Annotated in this window: 20 protein-coding genes and 1 pseudogene; 13 read left to right on the forward strand and 8 right to left on the reverse strand. The window is 59.5% G+C overall.

The window, feature by feature from the left end:
* Positions 1-41: 41 nt before the first annotated feature.
* From folX to HB680_RS16780, 4 genes are all read right to left on the reverse strand, one after another.
* On the reverse strand, positions 42-413 hold the full coding sequence (gene folX / locus HB680_RS16765) for a dihydroneopterin triphosphate 2'-epimerase (RefSeq protein WP_054049847.1): 372 nt from the start codon (positions 411-413) through the stop codon (positions 42-44).
* A gap of 2 nt (positions 414-415) precedes the next feature.
* Positions 416-991, reverse strand: coding sequence for a GTP cyclohydrolase I FolE (folE, locus tag HB680_RS16770; protein ID WP_213939721.1), 576 nt, complete (start codon positions 989-991; stop codon positions 416-418).
* 22 nt (positions 992-1,013) lie between these two features.
* Entirely contained in the window at positions 1,014-1,724 is a 711-nt protein-coding gene (gene folM / locus HB680_RS16775) for a dihydromonapterin reductase (RefSeq protein ID WP_213939722.1), read from the reverse strand.
* Between the two features lie 161 nt (positions 1,725-1,885).
* On the reverse strand, positions 1,886-2,455 hold the full coding sequence (locus HB680_RS16780; protein ID WP_213939723.1) for an antibiotic biosynthesis monooxygenase: 570 nt from the start codon (positions 2,453-2,455) through the stop codon (positions 1,886-1,888).
* Positions 2,456-2,687: 232 nt separating this feature from the next.
* On the opposite strand from HB680_RS16780, the gene HB680_RS16785 reads away from it, so the two are divergent.
* Complete coding sequence (locus HB680_RS16785; protein ID WP_213939867.1) at positions 2,688-3,647, forward strand: MerR family transcriptional regulator; 960 nt, start codon at positions 2,688-2,690, stop codon at positions 3,645-3,647.
* Between the two features lie 3 nt (positions 3,648-3,650).
* On the opposite strand, the gene HB680_RS16790 is transcribed toward HB680_RS16785, so the two are convergent.
* A complete protein-coding gene (locus HB680_RS16790) occupies positions 3,651-4,256 on the reverse strand; it encodes a hypothetical protein (RefSeq protein ID WP_213939724.1) in 606 nt (201 codons plus the stop codon).
* 54 nt (positions 4,257-4,310) lie between these two features.
* Entirely contained in the window at positions 4,311-4,787 is a 477-nt protein-coding gene (locus HB680_RS16795) for a PAS domain-containing protein (protein ID WP_213939725.1), read from the reverse strand.
* 151 nt (positions 4,788-4,938) lie between these two features.
* Here HB680_RS16795 and HB680_RS16800 point away from each other — a divergent pair, with 151 nt between their 5' ends.
* On the forward strand, positions 4,939-5,394 hold the full coding sequence (locus tag HB680_RS16800; protein WP_213939726.1) for a flavodoxin: 456 nt from the start codon (positions 4,939-4,941) through the stop codon (positions 5,392-5,394).
* On the opposite strand, the gene HB680_RS16805 is transcribed toward HB680_RS16800, so the two are convergent.
* A complete protein-coding gene (locus HB680_RS16805; protein ID WP_213939727.1) occupies positions 5,375-6,271 on the reverse strand; it encodes a LysR family transcriptional regulator in 897 nt (298 codons plus the stop codon). The two genes, HB680_RS16800 and HB680_RS16805, sit on opposite strands and share 20 nt — an antisense overlap.
* A gap of 96 nt (positions 6,272-6,367) precedes the next feature.
* On the opposite strand from HB680_RS16805, the gene HB680_RS16810 reads away from it, so the two are divergent.
* The 10 genes and pseudogenes from HB680_RS16810 (at position 6,368) to HB680_RS16850 (ending at position 19,709) form a co-directional block, all read left to right on the forward strand.
* Complete coding sequence (locus HB680_RS16810) at positions 6,368-6,754, forward strand: CidA/LrgA family protein (protein WP_213939728.1); 387 nt, start codon at positions 6,368-6,370, stop codon at positions 6,752-6,754.
* Positions 6,744-7,430, forward strand: coding sequence for an LrgB family protein (locus HB680_RS16815; RefSeq protein WP_213939729.1), 687 nt, complete (start codon positions 6,744-6,746; stop codon positions 7,428-7,430). Before HB680_RS16810 ends, HB680_RS16815 begins: the two co-directional genes overlap by 11 nt.
* Positions 7,431-7,564: 134 nt before the next feature.
* The gene (locus HB680_RS16820; RefSeq protein WP_054049827.1) at positions 7,565-8,347 is read left to right on the forward strand and encodes a class II aldolase/adducin family protein; all 783 of its coding nucleotides are present in this window, start codon (positions 7,565-7,567) and stop codon (positions 8,345-8,347) included.
* A complete protein-coding gene (locus tag HB680_RS16825) occupies positions 8,347-9,249 on the forward strand; it encodes an alpha/beta hydrolase (protein WP_213939730.1) in 903 nt (300 codons plus the stop codon). Before HB680_RS16820 ends, HB680_RS16825 begins: the two co-directional genes overlap by 1 nt.
* A 254-nt stretch (positions 9,250-9,503) precedes the next feature.
* On the forward strand, positions 9,504-10,415 hold the full coding sequence (locus tag HB680_RS16830; RefSeq protein WP_213939731.1) for an SDR family oxidoreductase: 912 nt from the start codon (positions 9,504-9,506) through the stop codon (positions 10,413-10,415).
* A 717-nt stretch (positions 10,416-11,132) separates the two neighbouring features.
* Positions 11,133-12,926, forward strand: a complete 1,794-nt coding sequence (locus tag HB680_RS16835; RefSeq protein ID WP_213939732.1) for a DUF1302 domain-containing protein — start codon at positions 11,133-11,135, stop codon at positions 12,924-12,926.
* A gap of 23 nt (positions 12,927-12,949) precedes the next feature.
* On the forward strand, positions 12,950-14,317 hold the full coding sequence (locus HB680_RS16840; RefSeq protein ID WP_213939733.1) for a DUF1329 domain-containing protein: 1,368 nt from the start codon (positions 12,950-12,952) through the stop codon (positions 14,315-14,317).
* 13 nt (positions 14,318-14,330) lie between these two features.
* Positions 14,331-14,426, forward strand: a pseudogene (locus HB680_RS32845) (metal ABC transporter ATP-binding protein); the annotation flags it as partial.
* A 122-nt stretch (positions 14,427-14,548) separates the two neighbouring features.
* A complete protein-coding gene (locus HB680_RS16845; RefSeq protein WP_213939734.1) occupies positions 14,549-17,101 on the forward strand; it encodes a LuxR C-terminal-related transcriptional regulator in 2,553 nt (850 codons plus the stop codon).
* A gap of 199 nt (positions 17,102-17,300) precedes the next feature.
* Positions 17,301-19,709, forward strand: a complete 2,409-nt coding sequence (locus HB680_RS16850; RefSeq protein ID WP_213939735.1) for a DUF6543 domain-containing protein — start codon at positions 17,301-17,303, stop codon at positions 19,707-19,709.
* Between the two features lie 36 nt (positions 19,710-19,745).
* Here the strand turns inward: HB680_RS16850 and HB680_RS16855 are convergent, their stop codons facing one another.
* Positions 19,746-20,525 (reverse strand): IclR family transcriptional regulator, encoded by a 780-nt coding sequence (locus tag HB680_RS16855; protein WP_213939736.1) that lies wholly within the window; start codon positions 20,523-20,525, stop codon positions 19,746-19,748.
* Between the two features lie 165 nt (positions 20,526-20,690).
* Between HB680_RS16855 and hmgA the strand changes: the two genes are divergently transcribed.
* Entirely contained in the window at positions 20,691-21,995 is a 1,305-nt protein-coding gene (gene hmgA / locus HB680_RS16860; protein WP_213939737.1) for a homogentisate 1,2-dioxygenase, read from the forward strand.

The raw sequence follows: 21,995 nt of genomic DNA on the forward strand, positions 1-21,995 counted from the left end.
TGAAGCTTGAAGCTTGAAGCTTGAAGCTTGAAGCTTGAAGCTTAGCGGCTCGCCGCTAGCGTGATCGACACCGACTCGGCAAATCGCAGGGCATGGGGTTTGTCGACTTCCACTTCGGCGTACAGCACCGACTCGTTGACCATGACCAGATCGAGAATTTCCTGGGTCAGGCGTTCGAGCAAGGCAAAGCGATTGCCTTCCACGTGGGCGATGATCGCCTTGGTGATGGTGCGGTAGTTCAGCGCGTGATCGATATCGTTGTCGCGCACCGCTTCTTGCGCCGCGTACAGGATGGTCAGGTTGATCAACACATCCTGCTTGTTGAGGATTTCGTCCTCGTTGATGCCGATGAAGGTGCGCAGGCACAGGTCCTTGACCCGGATGCGCGCCATTCCTGGTTGAAGTTGTGGCATTGCTACTTGCTCCGTCCAATCAATTGCAGGAACTCCTGGCGGGTGTTGCTCGACTCGCGGAAGGCGCCAAGCATCACTGAGGTGTTCATGGTCGAATTCTGTTTCTCGACGCCGCGCATCATCATGCACATGTGCTTCGCCTCGATCACCACGGCGACACCGGCGGCGTCCGTGACGTGCTGCACCGCGTCGGCGATCTGCCGGGTGAGGTTTTCCTGAATCTGCAGGCGACGGGCGAACATGTCCACCAGCCGCGCAATCTTCGACAGGCCCAGCACCTTGCCTGTCGGAATATAAGCCACATGCGCCTTGCCGATGAAGGGCAGCATGTGATGCTCGCACAACGAATAGAGCTCTATGTCGGCGACGATGATCATCTCGTCGGTATCGGAGGAAAACAGCGCGCCGTTGACGATCTCCTCGACACTTTGCTCGTAGCCATGACACAGGTACTGCATGGCTTTGGCGGCGCGCATCGGGGTGTCTTGCAGGCCTTCGCGGTCGGGATTTTCACCGAGGCCGATGAGGATTTCGCGATAGCTCTGGGATAAGGCGTTCTGGGGCAGGGATAACGACATGTTACATCCTCGCGGGGGCAGCTTATTTGACGTGCCGTCCGCCGTTGACGGTCAGGGTCGTGCCGGTGACATAAGGGTTGTCGAGCAAATAACGCAGGCTTTGGTAGATCACTTCGCTGCCGGGTTCGATGCCCAGCGCGGACTTGGCCAAAGCCTTGGCGCGGTACGCCGCGTCGTCGTCGGGATTGAACAATAGCAGGGCTGGCGCGATGCCGTTGACCTTGATCGTCGGCGCGTATTTCGCCGCGAAGGACAGGGTCAGGCTGTCGAGCCCGGCTTTGCTGGCGCAGTAGCCGATGTGTTGGCTGCTGCCCTTGCGGGTCACGTCGTCGCTGATGTGCACGATGTCGGCGGGGCTCGAGCGTTCGAGCAAGTCGGCGCAATGCAGGTTGATCAGGTAGGGCGCGAGCATATGCACAGAGAACATTCGGGTAAATGCCTGTGCGTCGGTGTCCGGGGTTTCAGCCAGCCATTCGGAGGCGTTATGGACAATCGCCCGCAGGCTGTCGGTGTGGGTTTTCAGTTCGCTGATGAACGCAAGGATACCGGCTTCGCTGGAGAAGTCCGCGAACACCGCCGTCGCGCCCAGATCGCGCAATACCTGTACGCCGGGGCGTTCGCTGCGGTAGCTGAAGATCACGCGGTGGCCGTCGTCGAGCAAACGCTGCGCACAGTGCAGGCCGACACGCTGGCCGGCACCGGTAATGAGGATGGGGGCTGCGGAAGAGGTCATGAACAGCTCGCGTCGCGGTGAGAGCAAAACTATACCAGCGACGGCAAGCGTTCACCTACGACACCTGTAGGAGCAAAGCTTGCTCGCGATTGAGACGACTCGGTCTTTCTGTCAGACCGCGTCATCGTTCATCGCTGGCAAGCCTTGCTCCTGCAAGGGTATTAGCGGTTCTGAGGGGTGGGCGCAGCCGGCAAAGGTCGCGCCGGCGTACTGTGCAGCCAGTTGGCCAGTAAACGGGTCGACAGCGGAATAAAGAAATAGACCATCAGGGGCGTCAGGCACAACGTGCTGATGAGCACGCGAGGCAACAGGCTCATTTCGCCGAGCAACGGCCCCAGGACGAAGTTGAACAACAGCGAGACCGGGAAGAAAGCCAGCCAGATTGCCACAGCCTGTTTCCAGCGCGGCGGACGTTGGCCGGCCGCACCGAACCAGCCTTCGATGCCGCTGACCCGATGCTCTGTCGGATGGGCGAACAAGTCGCTGCCGCGGCCCAGCCAGGCGGTACGCGAGGCGGAATGCTCCCAGGCGTGCAAGGTCTGCTCGTCGACGAAACGGAAGATAATCTGGAATTCGTCATCCTCGGGCGGCGGAGCCAGAACGCCAGAGCCGAGATAACCGGGAAAGTCGGTAGCCAGTTGTTCGCCTTCACGCAACCAGACGATCAGGTCCTGATAACGTCCATCGGCAACGCGGCGCGCCACCATTAGCGTGACGGGGGAGGTAGACATTTTGTATCTCCATGTGACAAACGCGTCGCTCCGGGTAGGAACTTCGCCAAACGCAGCGCCGGGGTAGTGGGCTACGTTGCGGAACAAGCAAGGATTATTCCTGATTATCCGAATAACACCAGTGGCATTCGTCATCCATCAATATCGCGCTTGTCATCCATCAACAACTTGAATGATTGCTGGGGTTAGGCGTTAAATGGGATCCAATTCGACCACGGACGATCACCCACAAATGCCAGCCCTGACTGACGTTGTCCCTAGCTTGATGCCAGCAGGTTCTCTTGAGCGGGAAGAGCTTTTTCCGATTCGAGAAGTGGCCCGTCTTACCGGCATCAACCCGGTGACGCTGCGAGCATGGGAACGTCGGTATGGCCTGATTCAACCGACGCGCACCGAAAGCGGGCACCGGCTCTACTCCATGGCCGATATCGAGACGGTTCGCAGCATCCTGGGGTGGATCGACCGTGGCGTGGCGGTGAGCAAGGTCGGCAAGATCCTGGCGAAGACCGAACCGCTCAAAGTGCTTGCGCAGATCATCCCCAATGAACTGGTCCTGGCCGACTACGCCCAATGGCAGCAGCAGGTCCAGGCCGCGATCAGCGCGTTTGACGAAGCTCAACTGGAGCGGGTGTACGGGCAGGTTTTTTCCAGCTACTCACTGCCGGTGGTGTTTCAAGACATTCTGATGCCGCTTTGGAAGCAACTGTTGCAGCGTCAGGAGATGTTCGGTCAGACCAGCGAATGGTTGTTCTTCGATGGGTTTCTGCGATCACGCGTGGCGCAGCGTCTGCTACTGATACGTGATACATCGCCGCGCCGGATCGTTGTCAGCGCATTGGCCGGTCAGTGCCGCGAACTGGAATTGCTGGTGGCTGCGCTGTTTTTGAGTGGGGCTGATTCGGGTGTGCGGGTGCTCACGATCGGCCAGCCATTCGATGAACTGACCCTGATCTGCGAAAGAATCAAGCCCCAGGCGCTGGTGTTGTTTTCCAATCACGTCCCCGCCCCCGAGTTGCCACGACGTCTGAATCGCCTGGCCATGAGTCTGGATTGCCTGCTGATACTCGCCGGTGACGCATCGGACCTGGCGCAGGAAAGCCTGGCCGGGTCGTCGGTCGGTTGTCTGGGTAACGAAGGTTTGTTGATGCGCCAGCGTCTGAAGCAGTTCCTGGCGGGCACCCTGGATACTTGAGGCTCAGACGTGGAATGCGGGATGAGTCAGGCGATGTTGCTGAAGGATGAACTGACGCAGACGCTCGGTTTCGTCCTTGTCGCTTTGGCTGAGCTGGTAGGCGAAAAAGCCTTGCTCGGTTTCCCGTTCGAACGTGCCGCGCAACGCGATCCGTTCGTAGCCTGAAGGGCTGAACCACAACGCGAAATGCTTCGGCGGTTTGGTCTTGTTACGGACTTCCAGCAACACCCCTTTGAACGAGACTTCGTGGACCCACATCGTACCCGGCTGCCCTTTGGCATTCTCCAGCGCGACCGGCTCCTCGAGTGTCAGGCGCCATGGTCGAACCATCGGGCCGTCTTCAAAAATGCTCGGTACGCCCAAGCGCAAATGCAGCGCGTGGAACTCATCTTCCACCAAGTGCAGCGGGAAGGTCATTTGCTGATTTTCGAAGTTGGCCTGGATGGTGACCTGTTCATGGGCGGCGAGGCGCGTGAGCAGGTCCCGGATCTGCGATCCACCGTTGACGAGCAGGCTCGACGTTGCATCCCGCACATTGAGCTGCGGGTTGTGCTGCATGGTCTGGATAAAATCCAGCTCATCCTGGGTCAAGAGTGCGTCGCGTTGCATGGCTTGCTCGTAAATAAAAGTTACAAAGTCATCGGTGATTGTAGTTAATGACAATTAATTCGCAGTTTTGTTTTGGCCGTTCGTCGTTTTGAGCGCCGTCAGCTCGGCCTGCAATTCGGCCACCTGCGCTTCAAGCTGCGTCACTCGCTGCTGCGCCTTGACCTGAACCGTCACATCTTTTTGTATACCGACAATGTACGTTTGTCCGTCGCTTTCGTTTTTAACCGTCGAAAGGGACAGCTCATTCCAGAACGGCGTGCCGTCCTTGCGGTAGTTGCGCAGCACTTCACGACACGAGCCGTCATTGGCCAGTACCTGGCGAATCGTCGCCAAGGCTTCTTGATCCCGGTCGCCGGCTTGCAGGAAACGGCAGTCCTGGTAAAGGATTTCTTCGCTGCTATACCCGGTCAGACGTTCGAAGGCCGGGTTGACGTAAATCAGGACGTTGTCTTGCTCGCCTTCCTTCTCGGCAATCACGATGCCGTCGTGGGAGGCGTTGATCACCATTTGCAGTAGCTGTGCATTGATCATCAGAGAATCCTTTCCAAGTTGATTGAGCGCTGCATTCTAGAAGAACAATAAAGACTGTCTACTGGCCACCAGCCCAAATGGCGAGGCAATCACAGGTTTTTTGCCGGGGCTGTTAATATCGCCCATCTTTTACAGCTTCAGGATCAGATTGATGAAAGTCGCCATCCTTTCCGGCTCGGTGTACGGCACGGCTGAAGAAGTCGCCCGGCACGCCGCGACTATTTTGAAAGAAGCCGGTTTCGAGACCTGGCACAACCCCCGGGCCAGCCTGGCTGACGTTCAGGCGTTCGGCCCCGACGCCTTCCTGGCCGTGACCTCGACCACGGGCATGGGCGAGTTGCCGGACAATTTGCAACCGTTGTACTCGATGATTCGCGATCAGTTGCCTGGCGCCTGGCGTGGTTTGCCGGGCGCAGTGATCGGCCTGGGCGATGCGAGTTATGGCGATACGTTCTGCGGCGGTGGTGAGCAGATGCGCGAATTGTTCGCCGAGCTGGGTCTGCGTGAAGTGCTGCCGATGCTGCGTCTGGATGCCAGCGAAAGCGTCACCCCGGAAACCGACGCCGAGCCTTGGCTGGCGGAGTTGGTCAGCGCTCTGCGGGGCTGACCGGACGCTCGCGCAGCAACGCGAGCCAGGCCTGGGCGGCTTTTGACAGGTACGCGCCCTGGCGCCAGATAAAGGCAATGTCCCAGCGCAGATACGCCGGTGCGTTCAAGGTCAGACGCACCACGCCTGGCCGCACCAGCCCACGCGCAACCACACTGGGCAGCAGCACCACGCCTTGCCCGGCGGCCACCAGCGCCGCGAGAAAGTCCGCCTGGCCGCTGCGCCCGCCTTCTTTGGGCGTAAACCCCAACTGTTGGCAGGCCTGAAGCAAGCGGTCATTGAGCACGAAGCTGCGCTGATACAGCAGGAAGGGTGTGTCGGCCAATTCCTCCAGACCAATTGCGGTCTTCGTTGCCAGCGGATGATCGGTCGGTAGCAGTGCGTCCAGCGGTTCATCGCAGAACGGCTGGAATGCGAATTGCGGATCCTTCGGCAGCAAGCTTCCGCCCAGCTCCAGTTCGCCGCTCAACACCGCTTGTTCGATGTTCCGGCTGCCGCCCTCGAGCAATTGAACGCTGATGTTCGGGTAGCGCCGCCGGTATTCGGCGAACAACCCGGCAAACAATGCGTCACTGCCCAATAGCGGCAACCCCAGGCGCAATTCTCCACGGGCCAGTTGGCTCAAATCATCCAGTTCGCTGAGCAATTCGTTGCGCAGGCGCAGCATGCCTTCGGCCCGTTGCAGGACCACGCTGCCGGCGGCGGTCAGGCGCAACTGCGAACCGAGGCGTTCGAGCAGCGGAGTGCCGAGGCTTTGCTCCAGTTGGGCGACCTGCTTGCTCACGGCCGATTGGCTGATGTGCAACGTCTTGGCTGCCTGGGTGAAACCACCCTGGTGCATCACTTCGATGAAACTGCGCAGCTGTTTGAATTCCATGGGCTGAATTCCATTTTGGAATGACGTTGAGTCTAACAATTCGCTTCGGGGATAGCAGCCCGCTCCGTAAAATGAGCGCATGTGAGGACCGAAACCATGAAATCAGCAACCTTTAAATACCTTTCGCGACTGATCGCCGAGCTGGCCGTGCTGCTGGCGATCTACCTGCTCGGCTGCCAATTGGCCGCCTGGTTTGCCTGGCCGATACCGGGAGGCGTGATCGGTATGGTGTTGTTGCTGCTGGCGTTCGCGTTCGGTTGGGTGAAACCCGCGGCGTTGCAGATGGGCGCCGGGTTGTTGATGGCCGAGATGCTGTTGTTCTTTATTCCCGCGTTAATGAGCCTGCTCGATTACGGCGGCCTGCTGCGTGACGACGGCTGGCGGATTTTGTTGGTGATCGGCGTCAGCACGTTGATGGTGATGCTGGTGACGGCGTTTACCGTGGAGCTGGTCGTGCGATTGAGGAGGCCCCATGAAGCTTGAACTGATGCCAATGTTCTGGCTGGCGTTCACGTTGCTCGCCTATTTGTTCAGTCGCTGGATCTACCGGCGCACGGGTCGTTATTTATTGTCGCCGCTGATTCTGGTCCCGGTTCTGCTACTGGCCCTCGCCGTGCCGCTGCACACCGCGTATGCCGAATATTCGAGCAACACCCATTGGCTGATGCTGGTGCTGGGCCCGGTCACCGTGGCGTTCGCTGTGCCGATCTGGCAGCAGCGGCAGATGTTGGCGCGGCACTGGTCGGCCTTGCTGCTTGGGATGCTCGCGGGCAGTGCGGCGTCCATCGGCAGTTCGTTCGGTCTGGCCAAAGCGCTGGCCCTGGACAGCTCGGTGACGATGTCGCTGGTACCTCGTTCTATCACCACACCGTTCGCCATGCCGCTGGCTCACGACCTGGGCGGTGTGCCGGAATTGGCCGCGGTATTTGTGATGTTCACCGGGGTATTCGGCGCGATGCTTGGCGGCATTCTGCTCAAGTGGTTGCCGCTGCGCAGCGCCCTGGCGCGGGGGGCCTTGTTTGGTGTCGGCGCGCACGGCGCAGGGGTCAGTCGAGCCCATGAGGTGGGCGGTGAAGAGGGCTCGGTGGCGGGGTTGGTCATGGTTCTGACAGGGTTGCTGAATCTGTTCGCGGCACCCTTATTGGCGTCGGTGCTTTGACATGGATCCAAGCTCATTCCGTCGCTGACTCGCTAGGCCATCAAGCTGGCTGCGAATGCAACTACACGAATTCCGGGGGCTGACTAGACTGCTGACACGTGAGCAAAAATAATAAAAACCAGGAGGTTCTTGCCGTGAGTGTCGCCCCCGTCCAATCCCCCCACAGTGTCAAAGACCAGGTCAGTGCCGCCGAGTGGCAGACCCGCGTCGATCTGGCGGCCTGCTATCGCCTGGTCGCTCTGCATGGCTGGGATGATCTGATCTTTACCCATATTTCCGCCAAGGTGCCGGGCACCGAAGACTTCCTGATCAACCCGTTCGGCCTGATGTTTCATGAGATCACCGCGTCGAGCCTGGTCAAGGTCGATCAGGCCGGCAACAAGCTGATGGACAGCCCCTACGAGATCAATCCGGCGGGCTACACCATCCACAGCGCCGTGCATGAAGTGCGTCACGACGTGGTCTGCGTGCTGCATACCCACACCGCCGCAGGGGTGGCGGTTTCGGCGCAGAAGCAGGGCATCTTGCCGATCAGCCAGCAGTCGTTGTTTGTGCTGTCCAGCCTGGCTTATCACGCCTACGAAGGCGTTGCGCTGAACCACGAAGAGAAGGCGCGACTGCAAGCCGACCTCGGTGAAAACAATTTCCTGATGCTGCACAACCACGGTCTGCTGACCTGTGGCGGCACCATCGCCGACACCTTTTTGATGATGTTCACCTTCCAGCGCGCCTGCGATATCCAGGTGCTCGCACAAAACGGTGGCGCCGAGCTGATCGCCATCGAGCCGCAGATTCTGGCGGGCGCCAAGGCGATGATCGCCGGCGTCACCAAAAGCGCTCAAGGGATGGGTGGCGCGCTGGCCTGGCCGGCGCTGCTGCGCAAACTCGATAAACAAGACCCGGGTTATAAACTCTGATGCCACTCGCCGAGATCCCGCTGTGTGTCTGGCGCAAACGCGGCCAGACCTTCGTATTCCGTGGCCAGGCCATCCGCTACTGGACGGCCGGGCAGGGTGAGCCGCTGTTGCTGATCCACGGCTTTCCGACCGCCAGTTGGGACTGGCATTACCTGTGGCAGCCGCTCGCGCAGCGTTATCGGGTGATTGCCTGCGACATGCTCGGCTTCGGCGATTCGGCCAAACCGGTGAATCACGAGTACAGCCTGCTGGAGCAAGCCGACTTGCAACAGGCCTTGCTCGATCATCTGAACATCGAGCAGCCGGTGCACCTGCTGGCCCACGATTACGGTGACAGCGTGGCCCAGGAACTGCTGGCCCGGCATCACGAAGCGCGGATTGATATCGCCAGTTGCGTGTTTCTCAATGGTGGCCTGTTCCCTGAAACCCATCGCCCGCTGCTGACGCAAAAATTGCTGCTCAGCCCCTTGGGCTGGATGATCGGCCGGGCCTTTACCCGCGATGCGCTGGTGAAAAGTTTCCGGCAGATATTTGGTCCCCAGACCCGGCCCACCGAAAGCGAAATGGATGATTTCTGGAGCCTGATCGACAGCAATCGCGGGCCGCGGATCATGCATAAATTGATCGGCTACATTCCGGAGCGGCGAGTCCAGCGCGATCGCTGGGTCAGCGCCATGCAGCGCGGCAACGTGCCGTTGCGGGTGATCGATGGCGAGGTCGATCCGATTTCCGGGGCGCACATGGTCGAGCGTTATCGGGAGCTGATCCCTGATCCTGACACCGTGCTGCTGCCGGGCATTGGTCACTACCCGCAGACTGAAGCGCCGGTGCAGGTGCTCAAGCACTATCTGGAGTTCCGTGATCGGCTGGTAGCAGCGCCGCTCAAACGGGCGTGCTCATGACCTTGAACATCCCAATCCCTGTAGGAGCAAAGCTTGCTCGCGATGACGGACTGACATTCAACATCGACGTCGCCTGATAAACCGCCATCGTGAGCAAGCTTTGCTCCTACAGGTTCTGCGATCTTTTTCCCACACTCACCGCATCATCCCCCTGCCTTATCGCACACCATTCAGCCCCCTCGTCTTGATTGTGACCCGCCGCCCCGTGCCTGACACTCGAGGTCATCGTCCCTTAGGCCTGCTGGAGTCCCCCCATGAATGAGTCTGTGCGCTTCGAAGATAAAGTCGTGATCATCACCGGCGCTGGCGGCGGCCTCGGGCGGGCTCATGCGCTGCTGTTCGCCAAGCAGGGCGCGAAAGTGCTGGTCAACGACCTCGGCGGCACGGCTCAAGGTGAAGGTGCCAACGCCTCGGCAGCGGACCGCGTGGTCGCCGAAATTCGCGAGGCGGGCGGTATCGCCGAGGCCAACCACGACTCCGTCACCGACGGCGACAAACTCGTGCAAAACGCCCTCGACGTGTTTGGCCGCGTCGATGTCGTGGTCAACAACGCCGGCATCCTGCGGGACAAGACCTTCCACAAAATGGACGACGCCGACTGGGATCTGGTTTACCGCGTCCACGTCGAAGGCGCCTACAAAGTCACCCGCGCGGCCTGGCCGCACCTGCGCGAGCAAAGCTACGGCCGCGTGATCTTCACCGCCTCGACCTCCGGCATCTACGGCAACTTCGGCCAGTCCAACTATGGCATGGCCAAACTCGGCCTCTACGGCCTGACCCGCACCCTGGCCATCGAAGGCCGCAAGAACAACATCCTGGTCAACGCCATCGCGCCGACCGGCGGCACCCGCATGACCGAAGGCCTGATCCCGCCGCAAGTGTTCGAACAACTCAAACCGGAACTGGTCAGCCCATTGGTGGTGTACCTGGCCAGCGAAAACTGCCAGGAAACCTCAGGGCTGTTTGAAGTCGGCGGCGGCTGGATGGGCAAGGTGCGCTGGGAGCGCAGCCTCGGCGCCGGGTTTGATCCTCGCGTAGGGTTCTCGCCGGAAGATGTTGCGGCGCACTGGCAGCAGATTTGCGATTTCGAAGGGGCGGCGCATCCGAAGGACAACATTGAGGCGTTGAAGGAAATGATGGCGAATTTGCAGAAGTATTCTCTCTGATCACGCTTCACCCGGCAGGCTTGCCTGAGTCTGCCATTCCCGTCAGCCATCCCTCGCTCACAAACCATCGCCCATAAAAAAGGCCGCTGCAAACGCAGCGGCCGAAGTAAGACGTAGATCAAGGAGCAATAAATCAACGTCAGTGAACACGGTAGCGATGACCTGAAAAACCACTTCAACTCATCTGAAATCTTGCGCAAATGGCCTCAGCCATCGCTGCATCCTTCCCGGCGGTTTTCCGTGAAAGCCCGGCAAGAATAAGGGGTTGAACCCAAAGGAAAAATAGCGATTCCAGACATGCACTGTTACGGGGCATGTAACAGTCCCGGATAAACACGGATCGCCCGCTTTTGTAGCAGCTGCCGAGGTACGAGGCTGCGTTCGGCTGCGAAGCGGTCGTAAAACCTGGGCACGCGGTCTTCCAGAAACACCGCGCCGCCTGATTTCACGACTGCTTCGCAGCCGAACGCAGCCTCGTACCTCGGCAGCTGCTACACCGAACGCAGGCTTCGGCAGTTGCTACAGAGCGGGCGCCAACCCGGCGTCATGCGTTCAGTTGATAACCCGCCATCCAGCCCGTCCATACCCCGCGCAAAACCCCGTCCTGTGCGGGCATTCATCCTTTAGAGGTACAGCGCGAATACCTCCTTGGTGCGCTTATCGCTCCCCGGTTACGGCAGTAGGGTGGGGCCTTCTGTCACTCACCGGGGAAGACGCATGACAAAAACAACAATGCGCGCCATCTTCACGCCGCAGGCGCTTGCCGCTGCGGTGGCCTTGGGTTGCTGCGCCCAGGCGCACGCCGTTGCATTCAATATCGGGGAAATCGAGGGGACGTTCGATTCTTCGTTGTCCGTCGGCGCGAGCTGGGGCATGCGCGACGCGGACAAGTCGTTGGTCGGCACGGTCAACGGCGGTACGGGCCAGTCTTCGACCGGTGATGACGGGCGGCTGAACTTCAAGAAGGGCGAAACCTTTTCGAAGATCGTGAAAGGCATCCACGACCTTGAATTGAAATACGGCGACACCGGTGTGTTCGTGCGCGGCAAGTATTGGTACGACTTCGAACTCAAGGACGAGGACCGCGAGTTCAAACAGATCAGCGACAGCGGCCGTAAAGAAGGCGCCAAGTCTTCCGGGGCACAGATCCTCGATGCCTTTATCTATCACAACTATTCCATCGCCGATCTGCCGGGCACTGTGCGTGCCGGCAAGCAGGTAGTGAGCTGGGGCGAAAGTACCTTCATCGGCAACTCGATCAACAGCATCAACCCGATCGACGTTTCTGCGTTTCGTCGTCCCGGCGCCGAGATCAAAGAAGGCTTGATCCCGGTGAACATGCTGTTCGGCTCGCAAGGCCTGACCGATCAACTGACCGTCGAAGGCTTCTATCAGTTGGAATGGGACCAGACCGTTCTCGACAACTGCGGCACTTACTTCGGTGTCGATGTGGCGGCCGACGGTTGCAACAACAACTACAGCGTCGGCAGCCCGGCGATTGCACCGTTGGCGCCGCTGGCGGCAGCCTTTGGCCAGCCGATTCAGGTCACTCGCGAAGGCGTCATCGTGCCTCGTGGCGGCGACCGCGATGCGCGGGATTCGGGGCAGTGGGGCACGGCGTTGCGCTGGCTCGGTGACGATACCGAGTACGGCCTGTATTTCATGAACTACCACAGCCGCACGCCAACCGTCGGCACGATCACTGCCGGTGCATCGACCCTGGCCAGCCTGCCGGGCATGGTCGGCATCGCCAACCAACTGGCACCGGGCAGCGGTTCGGGGCTGGCGCAAAGTGTGATGCTCGGTCGCGGCCAGTATTACCTGGATTACCCGGAAGACATTCGTCTGTACGGCGCGAGCTTCTCCACCACCTTGCCCACCGGCACCGCGTGGACTGGCGAAATCAGCTACCGGCCCAACGCCCCGGTGCAGGTCAACACCAACGACCTGACCCTGGCGTTGCTGAACCCGATTGCCGGTGGCACGGCATCGCCGATCGCCAGCGCACCGGGCGCCGACAACAAAGGTTATCGCCGCAAGGAAGTGACCCAGATCCAAAGCACCCTGACCCACTTCTTCGATCAAGTGCTGGGCGCCCAGCGCTTGACCCTGGTCGGCGAAGCAGCGGTGGTGCGCGTGGGTGGCCTGGAGTCGCGGACCAAGCTGCGTTATGGCCGCGACTCGGTCTATGGCCAGTACGGTTTCGGCGGCGACACCGACGGCTTCGTCACCTCGACCTCCTGGGGCTACCGCGCCCGGGCGATCCTCGATTACGCCAACGTGATCGGCGGCATCAACCTCAAGCCCAACCTGTCCTGGTCCCATGACGTCAGCGGTTACGGCCCCAACGGCCTGTTCAACGAAGGTGCCAAAGCCATCAGTGTCGGGGTCGATGCCGACTACCGCAACACCTATACCGCGAGCCTGAGTTACACCGACTTTTTTGGCGGGGACTACAACACCCTGACTGACCGCGACTTCCTGGCGCTGAGCTTCGGCGTGAACTTCTGATCTGGCTGAGAAGGATGATTTAGATGCGCAAGATGATTCTGCAATGCGGCGCCCTGGCCCTGAGCCTGCTGGCCGCCAACGTGATGGCGGCGGTGTCGCCGGATGAAGCGAACAAGCTCGGCACTACTCTCACCCCACTGGGCGCGGAGAGGGCCGGCAACGCCGACGGCTCGATCCCGGCCTGGACTGGCGGCATCCCGAAAAATGCCGGCGCGGTGGACAGCAAAGGCTTCCTCGCCGATCCGTTTGCCAACGAAAAGCCGTTGTTCGTGATCACCCCTGCGACGGTCGACAAGTACAAGGACAAACTCTCGGAAGGTCAGGTGGCGATGTTCAAGCGCTATCCGGAAACCTACAAGATCCCGGTCTACCCGACCCACCGCACCGTGGCCGTGCCGCCGGAAATCTACGAGTCGGCCAAGCGCAGCGCGCTGAACGTGACCAGCATCAACGACGGTAACGGCCTCGCCAACTTCACCGGCAACCGCTACTACGCGTTCCCGATTCCGAAGAATGGCGTCGAGGTGCTGTGGAACCACATCACCCGTTATCACGGCGGCAACCTCAAGCGCATCATTACCCAGGTGACCCCGCAGACCAACGGCAGCTACACGCCGATCCGCTTCGAAGAAGAGATCGCCGTGCCGCAATTGATGAAAGACCTGGACCCGGAAAAAGCCGCCAACGTGCTGACGTTCTTCAAGCAATCAGTGACCGCGCCGGCGCGTCTGGCCGGTAACGTGTTGCTGGTCCACGAAACACTGGATCAGGTGAAGGAGCCGCGCCTGGCGTGGATCTACAACGCCGGTCAGCGCCGTGTGCGTCGCGCACCGCAGGTTGCCTACGATGGGCCGGGTACTGCCGCCGATGGCCTGCGCACCTCCGACAACTTCGACATGTTCTCCGGCGCGCCGGATCGCTACGACTGGAAACTGATCGGCAAAAAGGAAATGTACATCCCGTACAACAGCTACAAACTCGACTCGCCGAGCCTCAAGTACGACGACATCATCAAGGCCGGGCACATCAACCAGGACCTGACCCGCTATGAACTGCACCGGGTCTGGGAAGTGGTCGGCACGGTCAAGCCGAGCGAGCGGCACATCTACGCCAAACGCCACATGTACATCGACGAAGACAGCTGGCAAGTGGCGCTGGTGGACCACTATGACGGTCGCGGTCAACTGTGGCGCGTGGCCGAAGGTCACGCCCAGTACTACTACGATCACCAGGCCCAGGCCTACACCCTCGAAGCGCTCTACGACATCATTGCCGGTCGCTACATTGCCCTGGGCATGAAGAACGAAGAGAAGCACAGCTTCGAATTCGGCTTCGAAGCCAAGGCTGCGGACTACACGCCATCGGCCCTGCGCGCGGAAGGCGTTCGCTAAGAAAGCACCATAAATCCCTGTTGGTGCGGGCTTGCTCGCGAAGGCGGCTTGTCAGTCGACATCAACGTTGACTGATCCACCGCTTTCGCGAGCAAGCTCGCTCCCACAGGGAATTGCGCATGACTGCTGAGTCGCGTTTTTTATGAAGGCCAATCAGCGTTCTGAATGTTTCTCAACAAGCGGGTTGCAGAGGGCTAGGGTGGTGGCACAACTATAAAAAGGCACGCCGCAATGACCGCCATGACCCCGTGTCTGGATCGTCCTGGATTTCTTCCTCGCCTGTCGTCCCATCACCTTTCCCGAGCCCGGTTGAGCGAACCGCTGCTGGCGTCGCCCGCGCGGGTAAAACTGCTGTGTGCGCCGGCGGGCAGTGGCAAGAGTGCGTTGCTGGCAGAGTGTTTGTTGCAGGCGCCGGCGCAGTGTCGGGTGGTTTGGCTGGCGTTGTTCGGCGCAGCATTGAGCCGGGCCGATTTTTGCCAGCGGCTGGCGGAGGCGCTTCAACTGCCGGTGGCGGACGAGTCCGGCTTGTTGGCGCACCTGGCGCGCGTGCAGACGCCCACCTGGTTGTTTGTCGACGACTATTGCCGTGTCCCGGCACCGGAACTGGACGGGCTGCTCGATCAACTATTGGCGGTCAGCAACCCGCTGATCACCTGGTGGCTGAGTGGTCGGCGGCGGCCGCATTGCAACTGGCCGCGCCTGTTGCTGGATGATGAACTGCATGAGTTCGAAGGTCGGACACTGGCACTGACGGCGGCCGAAATCGAGCGACTGTTGCTGCACTTCGAGGCACCGTTGGCGGCGAAAACCGCGAGGCGGATTTTTCAGCGCAGTGGTGGTTGGTGCGCTGCCGTACGCATTGCTTTGCTCGATGGCTGCCAATGGGCCAAGGACCCCAATCATCCTGGCCGCACGGCAACCTTGCTCGATTATCTGCAGCACGAACTGTTCAGCCACTTGCCCGCCGAACTGACCGAAGCCTGGCAGGTGCTGGCGCATCTGCCACGGTTCAACGCCAGCCTGTGCGAGCACCTGTTCGGTGCCGGGGAGGGCGCGCGCTGGATGCATGAGTTACACGTGCGCGGTTGTTTTATCGAAGCCTGGCACGATTCGCCGGACTGGTTGCAAGTGTTCGCGCCGCTGAGTCGATTGATGCGTGATGAACCGTGGCCGGGCGGGCGGTCCTGGCATCGGCGTGCCTGTCAGTGGTTTTGCGCCCAGGAAGACTGGCAAGCAGCGTTCGAACAAGCGCTGTTGGCGGAAGAGTTCGAGGTGGCCGTCAGCCTGTTGCAGCATTTCAATCTCGAGCACTTGTTTCGCGGCCAGAATGTCGCGCTGCTGTTGCGGCTGCATGAGCAACATGGCGATGACTTGATGCTCGGTTCGCCGCAATTGGTCGGGCTGGTCACGGCGGCTCTGTTGTTCGCCGGTCGCTTTGAGCAGGCGTCGGACTGCATCGAACAATTGGCGCGTTTCGCCCCGCAACCGAGCGCGGCATTGCAGCGTCAGTTGCTCGCGCGTTGGCAGGCGCAGATGGGCTGGTTGCTGCATCTGCAGGGGCGCGGGGAGTCTGCCCGCGCGCACTTTCTGGAGGCACTGACGGCGTTGGGCGCCGAGGCTTGGTCCGCACGTCTGTTGTGCCTGTCCGGGCTGACCCAGCAGGCGTTGCTCAACGCCGACCTTGAAGCCGCCCAGGCCCTGAATCGCGAAGCGCTGTGCCTGGCGCGGGCGCACGATTCGTTGCTATTCGAAGGGTTGCTGGAACTCGATCACGCGCAGTTGCTGGAACAACGCGGCGCTGCCGGACGTGCCGAAAGCCTGCTGGCCAATATCCATGAACTGTTGAGTCAGCAAGCCGACCCGGCAACACCGTTGTTGGGGCGCATCGCTTTGCGCCGGGGCCGTCTGGCGTTGAGCCAGGGGCACGATGAGCAGGCGGCCGAGTTCTTTGATTCGGGTCTGCACGCTTGCCTGCGCAGCCAGGACAAACGCGTGTTGTACGGCTTTCTCGGCCAGGCGCAATTGGCGGCCAATCAGGGCGACTATGCCCAGGCTTTTATCCGCTTGCGCGATGCCGAACGCTTGATGCAACAACGGCAAATTCCCGACACGGTGTATCGCGGGGTTTTGTTGCAGGTCAGCAGTCAGTTCTGGTTGCAGCAGGGCCGGCCGGAGTTGGCCCATGAGGCGTTGACGCGGGTGTTACGCCATTACCGTGGGCCGAATGCACGGCAGGCTCCGCCGGCGACGCTGGAGTTGATTCCGCGGATTGAGTGTTTGTTGGTATTGGCGCAGGTTTACTTGCATCGCTGCCAGGACCCGATCCTGCAACTGAACCGGTTATTGGAGCAGGCCCGGCGCTGTGGCTTGGTGAACCTGGAAACCGAACTGTTGTTCGCCCAGGTGGAAGTCTCATGGCTCGTCGGTGATGAATCGGGCGCCCGTGAATTCTGGCGCGAGGCGCAAGAGCGGGTTGATCGCTGTCATTTGCAGCAAGCGCGGCGAGATATCTGTTCGCGCCTGCCAGAACGGATCAAGCGCCTGGTCGACCAGGATGATCACCTGCCGGTGGCACACTGCAATGCTGATCACCCGCTGAGTCAGCGAGAACTTGAAGTGCTGGAGTTGATTGCACGTGGTAATTCCAATCAACAGATTGCAGAACAATTGTTCATCTCGTTACATACAGTTAAAACCCATGCGCGGCGGATTCACGGGAAGTTGGGCGTAGAGCGAAGAACCCAGGCGGTCGCCAAGGCCAAGGGGCTGGGGTTATTGGCGTGAAGGCTATTTTTATTGAGTCTGTGATTTAAGTCTGTTCTGTTTGAAGTTATATCGGTTGCAAGTTTTGTATTTTAGGCTCTGTCGGATTGTTCTACATAAGTGGCAAGGAGTCTCTGCTTTTATTTGTACTGTGCAGTCGTTAGCTTTGTTCGCAGAGGGGAGTCATAAGGACTTTTCAAATGAGACAAGGTTAATTGAAATGGATATCAACAACTCAGTAGCTGATCGCAATTCCGTACTTGATTATTGGCGCGAAAAGTTTGGCGAACATAATATGCGCCGCTTTGACGCTCTTCAAACGGCCATGCTGGAAACTGAAGCTGAACTTAAAAAAGTCATGGGGCCGCGCGCTTCGTTGAGTGCATACGCACGACACCGCGCACAGGAATGGCTGCGCAGCGCGACCAGTGCGTCGATCGACCCGGATCAATCCATTATCAGAACCCGTTACCAATATAAGTTGGGCGGTCGGGAAGTGATTCAGGAGGATCGTCGCTCGTTAACCGACTATGCGATTTTTGGTCAGCAGGACAAGGACCGGATCACGCTGTCATTCGAGGGGCAGACGGCTGGCGGTATCTCGTATTTTCCAATGCAGAATTGGCTTTCCCAAGTAGACATACGCTCCGATTACGCACAAATGCTGATGAACGATCCCTCGCAGGCCGTGCATTGCGCCGCACTGGAATACCTGTCCCGGCAGATGGAGTTCACTGCGTTTTGCGATCGTTTTGAGTACCCGAACAGCGGAATAAACGAGGATTGGCTGCAACGGTTGCTGCACGGCGATCCGTCGATGTTGGTTCGCGGGATTATTTTGCAGGGCACGGGTGCGCCGCTGAGAAATCTCTTTCTTATTAGCGAGAGAAGCCGCCCTGATGGACGTTGTGTGTTCTTTGCGCCAGGCGAGCCCAGTGGCAAAGTGTGGCACGGAGTTCCCAATAGTGAGGAAGCAAAATGGCGCATCTATGAGTGGGCAACTCGCCAGCCGGAGTATTTATCTCAGCAAGCGGGCAGTCGCTTTCAGACGAGCCTGCGTAACTTTCTTCGCGACCTTGAACGGAGATTCAATGCCTGGAAAAGTGAGTCGGTGAGATTCGTTGATCTTTCGCAGTCGCTGGACGAGCCACCGTTGTCCGGAATGGTCAGCGAAAAAGTGTATTGGGACAAGTTTGAAGGTATTGCATTGGCACCGCCTAATTATCGATCGGCGACGTTTGATGAACGTCAGGAGTTTGCCAGTCTTGATACGCAACTTAAAGCCTTGTACACCGTTGAAGGTCGTGAGGCGGCACTTGTTTCCTACGAGAAGTTCACCTATGACTTGATCAAGGAACGGGTTGAGGGGGTGCTGAAAGAGCGCGGTGAAGTGGTCGCGGTCGATCCGGATTTGATCAGGATCGAGTTCGGGCCGTCTGAGAAAATGTCGCTCACCTCGCTGATGACTCAAGAGAAAAGTTTTTACGCAGTAGAGAATGATCGATTGCCGGTCGATAGTTACCCCAGATTCCGTCTGGAGCCTGGGCACCCGTCGCTGACAACACTCAATATTCTTGATCTGGCCAGTTGGTCCCGGACATTGCGCCCCGGCGAAAAATACATTGATATGCTGCATTCGGTTTACTTGAACATGAATGATCCGGCCTACAACTTTCGCCGTGAAGTGCATGTTGAGCGGCAACTGGCCGAAATGAATCGAGCCGCGTTGTCGGGTTACTTCCAGGGGCAGATTTCCCGGGAAGTCTTTCACGACTTCAAGCAAGCCATTGCGTCACTGCGCACGCCGGACAGGTATGGGGGGCCGGTCATGGGCGACTATCCGGTCAACGAAAACAGCGTTTACCAGTTCCATCTGGGTCGACGCCGTCCGGTGGAAGGTGTCTATGTGTTTCGCTTCATGAAGGGGCGCGAAGTAAAGGATTACCTGTACACGCCACAAGCGCCGGATGGCATTTGGTTCCGTCCGCTGGAATATTTCGACTCTTCTGTACGAATCAATGATTTGCGGCAGTACTACATCGACCGGGTTCACTACCAGAGTCGCACGTTCGCGGTCGAATACTTCGATGCCTTGCTCGCTTCTACACACACCGTCAAAGCGCCTGACCTGGAGGTGAATAGCCGGGTGCGCGACTTCTCCAGGTCCTATGAGCAAATGATCAGTCGCGTCATCGACGATGTGGATGCGAAAACCACCAGCCTTGCGGAAATTATTACCAAGGTGACATACGACACGGTGGTGCTGGCGGCACAGGTCATCAGCCTGGCGATTCCGCCGATTGGTCTCATCGCCAGTGCCGTGCAAATCACCCAATATGTGTTTGAGGGGATTGAGGCGTATCACTATCGCGACAGGGCTAAAGCCATCGACCAAGTCAAGGAAGCGCTGATAGAGCTGGCCACACTGGGTTACGGCAAGTACAAGGAACTGGGCAAGCCGGCAGTCTCCAGCCTGCAGAAAACCTTGATTGATCTCGCGGGTGATACGAAGACCCTGGCGGATCTGGTGTCGAAAGCCATCGGCCAGAAGGTGCCGCACAAGATGCTGCTGGAAATTGTCCAGGACATCTCAAAAGACGAGGCTCGCAGTAAAACCTGGGTACGCTGACGCGATACTGGCGGATGGCCCTCGAATCGTCAGTGCCTAGGATTCATAACCCATCCGCCAACTCACGGCCCGGGTCGCCGCCAGCAAGCGCTGCGCCGCCGGGCCGTCTTCATCGGCGTGGAACAGCGACGTCGGGCCGACGATGGTCAGTACCGCTGCCACGTTGCCCACGGCATTGAAGACCGGCGCGGATAACGCGTCGACGCCCGGCATCAGCAAGCCGTGAACATGGTGCAAGCCGCGCTCACGGATCTGTTCACGCAAATTCGTGTAGACCTGATTATCAGCCAAGGCATGGGCTTCGCTGGCCTGGATCTCCAGCTCGCGCAACCCAACGGTTTCCCTGTCCGGCAGAAACGCACTGAACACCAGCCCTGTCGAAGAACTGAGCAACGGCAACACCGAGCCCAATTGCGTCACCACCGTCACCGCGCGCACCGCCGGTTCGATGTGCACCACGGTCGCACCCTGATTGCCCCACACCGCCAGGAAGCAGGTTTCGTTCAAGTCATCGCGCAACTCGGCCAGGGGCAGGGCGGCGACTTTCAGCACGTCCATACTGTTGAGTGCGGCGAGGCCCACGCGCAAGGCTTCGCGACCGAGGCCGTAATGGTTGGTGGCGGTATTTTGTTCGGCAAAACCGCTGGCGATCAGCGCCTGCAAATAGCGATGAACCTTGCTCGCCGGCATCTGTACGTGTTCGGCCAGGCGCGACAACGAGGTCGATGGTGACAGTTCGGCCAGGGCCTTGAGGATGTCAGTGCCGACCTCGGCCGAACGGACTTTCTGCTTATCGTTGCTGCGCGGCTTTTCCATGGAGGCGGTGTGATCCCGGGACGAATGGGCGTCTTTATAGCTTGACGGTCAATACCAATCAAATTACGTTAAGCGTAATTGAATTACGATAAAAATAACCCGGGCGTGCCAAGACCTCTGCAACAGAGCGACAGGCCATTGCCTACTCCCTGTTCAGGAGGCTCCATGAACCTCGATTCAACGGCGCCAGCGCTGGCTTATCAGTCAGGCTTCGGTAACGAATTCAGCAGTGAAGCGTTGCCCGGCGCATTGCCCGTCGGCCAGAACTCCCCGCAAAAAGTCCCCTACGGCCTCTACACCGAACTGTTTTCCGGCACCGCGTTCACCATGGCCCGCAGCGAAGCGCGGCGCACCTGGATGTACCGCATTCAGCCGTCGGCCAATCACCCGGCGTTCGTCAAACTGGACCGGCAACTGGCCGGTGGTCCGTTGGGTGAAGTGACCCCCAACCGACTGCGCTGGAACCCGTTGGACATCCCGAGCGAACCCACCGATTTCATCGACGGGCTGGTGAATATGGCTGCCAACGCCGGCGCGGAAAAACCGTCCGGGATCAGTATTTACAGCTACCGCGCCAACCGCTCCATGGAGCGCGTGTTCTTCAATGCTGATGGTGAATTGCTGCTGGTGCCGGAACTGGGTCGCCTGCGCATCGCCACTGAACTGGGTGTGCTGGAACTGGAGCCACTGGAAATCGCCGTGCTGCCGCGCGGTCTGAAATTCCGCGTCGAACTGCTCGACCCACAGGCCCGCGGCTACATCGCCGAAAACCATGGCGCGCCTCTACGCTTGCCGGACCTCGGGCCAATCGGCAGCAACGGCCTGGCCAATCCAAGGGACTTCCTGACTCCGGTGGCGCATTACGAAGACCTCAAGCAACCGACCACTCTGGTGCAGAAATTCCTCGGCCAGCTGTGGGGCTGCGAGCTCAATCACTCGCCGCTGAACGTGGTGGCCTGGCACGGCAACAACGTGCCCTACAAATATGACCTGCGCCGTTTTAACACCATCGGCACCGTGAGTTTCGATCACCCGGACCCATCGATCTTCACCGTCCTGACCTCGCCGACCAGCGTCCACGGCTTGGCCAACCTCGACTTCGTGATCTTCCCGCCACGCTGGATGGTGGCCGAGAAAACCTTCCGCCCGCCCTGGTTCCACCGCAACCTGATGAACGAATTCATGGGCCTGATCAAGGGCGAATACGACGCCAAGGCCGAAGGCTTCGTGCCCGGTGGTGCTTCGCTGCACAGCTGCATGAGCGCCCACGGCCCCGACGGCGAGAGCTGCACCAAAGCGATCAACGCCGAGCTGGCGCCAGCGAAAATCGACAACACCATGGCCTTCATGTTCGAGACCAGCCAGGTGCTGCGCCCGAGCCAGTTCGCCCTCGAATGCCCGCAACTGCAAACCAACTACGACGCCTGCTGGGCCACGCTGCCCGTCACTTTCGACCCGACCCGGAGATAA

This window comes from Pseudomonas sp. dw_612 (assembly GCF_018449725.1).
GTDB lineage: Bacteria > Pseudomonadota > Gammaproteobacteria > Pseudomonadales > Pseudomonadaceae > Aquipseudomonas.

Excerpts from the sequence above, each read along its gene's own strand:
- HB680_RS16800 (WP_213939726.1), top strand. The coding sequence starts at position 4,939 with ATGAAAGTCGCCATCCTTTCCGGCTCGGTGTACGGCACGGCTGAAGAA.
- hmgA (WP_213939737.1), top strand. The coding sequence starts at position 20,691 with ATGAACCTCGATTCAACGGCGCCAGCGCTGGCTTATCAGTCAGGCTTC.
- folE (WP_213939721.1), bottom strand. The coding sequence starts at position 991 with ATGTCGTTATCCCTGCCCCAGAACGCCTTATCCCAGAGCTATCGCGAA.
- HB680_RS16835 (WP_213939732.1), top strand. The coding sequence starts at position 11,133 with ATGACAAAAACAACAATGCGCGCCATCTTCACGCCGCAGGCGCTTGCC.
- HB680_RS16850 (WP_213939735.1), top strand. The coding sequence starts at position 17,301 with ATGGATATCAACAACTCAGTAGCTGATCGCAATTCCGTACTTGATTAT.
- HB680_RS16825 (WP_213939730.1), top strand. The coding sequence starts at position 8,347 with ATGCCACTCGCCGAGATCCCGCTGTGTGTCTGGCGCAAACGCGGCCAG.
- HB680_RS16855 (WP_213939736.1), bottom strand. The coding sequence starts at position 20,525 with ATGGAAAAGCCGCGCAGCAACGATAAGCAGAAAGTCCGTTCGGCCGAG.
- HB680_RS16805 (WP_213939727.1), bottom strand. The coding sequence starts at position 6,271 with ATGGAATTCAAACAGCTGCGCAGTTTCATCGAAGTGATGCACCAGGGT.
- HB680_RS16810 (WP_213939728.1), top strand. The coding sequence starts at position 6,368 with ATGAAATCAGCAACCTTTAAATACCTTTCGCGACTGATCGCCGAGCTG.
- HB680_RS16815 (WP_213939729.1), top strand. The coding sequence starts at position 6,744 with ATGAAGCTTGAACTGATGCCAATGTTCTGGCTGGCGTTCACGTTGCTC.
- HB680_RS16780 (WP_213939723.1), bottom strand. The coding sequence starts at position 2,455 with ATGTCTACCTCCCCCGTCACGCTAATGGTGGCGCGCCGCGTTGCCGAT.
- HB680_RS16790 (WP_213939724.1), bottom strand. The coding sequence starts at position 4,256 with ATGCAACGCGACGCACTCTTGACCCAGGATGAGCTGGATTTTATCCAG.
- HB680_RS16845 (WP_213939734.1), top strand. The coding sequence starts at position 14,549 with ATGACCGCCATGACCCCGTGTCTGGATCGTCCTGGATTTCTTCCTCGC.
- HB680_RS16840 (WP_213939733.1), top strand. The coding sequence starts at position 12,950 with ATGCGCAAGATGATTCTGCAATGCGGCGCCCTGGCCCTGAGCCTGCTG.
- HB680_RS16830 (WP_213939731.1), top strand. The coding sequence starts at position 9,504 with ATGAATGAGTCTGTGCGCTTCGAAGATAAAGTCGTGATCATCACCGGC.
- HB680_RS16785 (WP_213939867.1), top strand. The coding sequence starts at position 2,688 with ATGCCAGCCCTGACTGACGTTGTCCCTAGCTTGATGCCAGCAGGTTCT.
- HB680_RS16795 (WP_213939725.1), bottom strand. The coding sequence starts at position 4,787 with ATGATCAATGCACAGCTACTGCAAATGGTGATCAACGCCTCCCACGAC.
- folX (WP_054049847.1), bottom strand. The coding sequence starts at position 413 with ATGCCACAACTTCAACCAGGAATGGCGCGCATCCGGGTCAAGGACCTG.
- folM (WP_213939722.1), bottom strand. The coding sequence starts at position 1,724 with ATGACCTCTTCCGCAGCCCCCATCCTCATTACCGGTGCCGGCCAGCGT.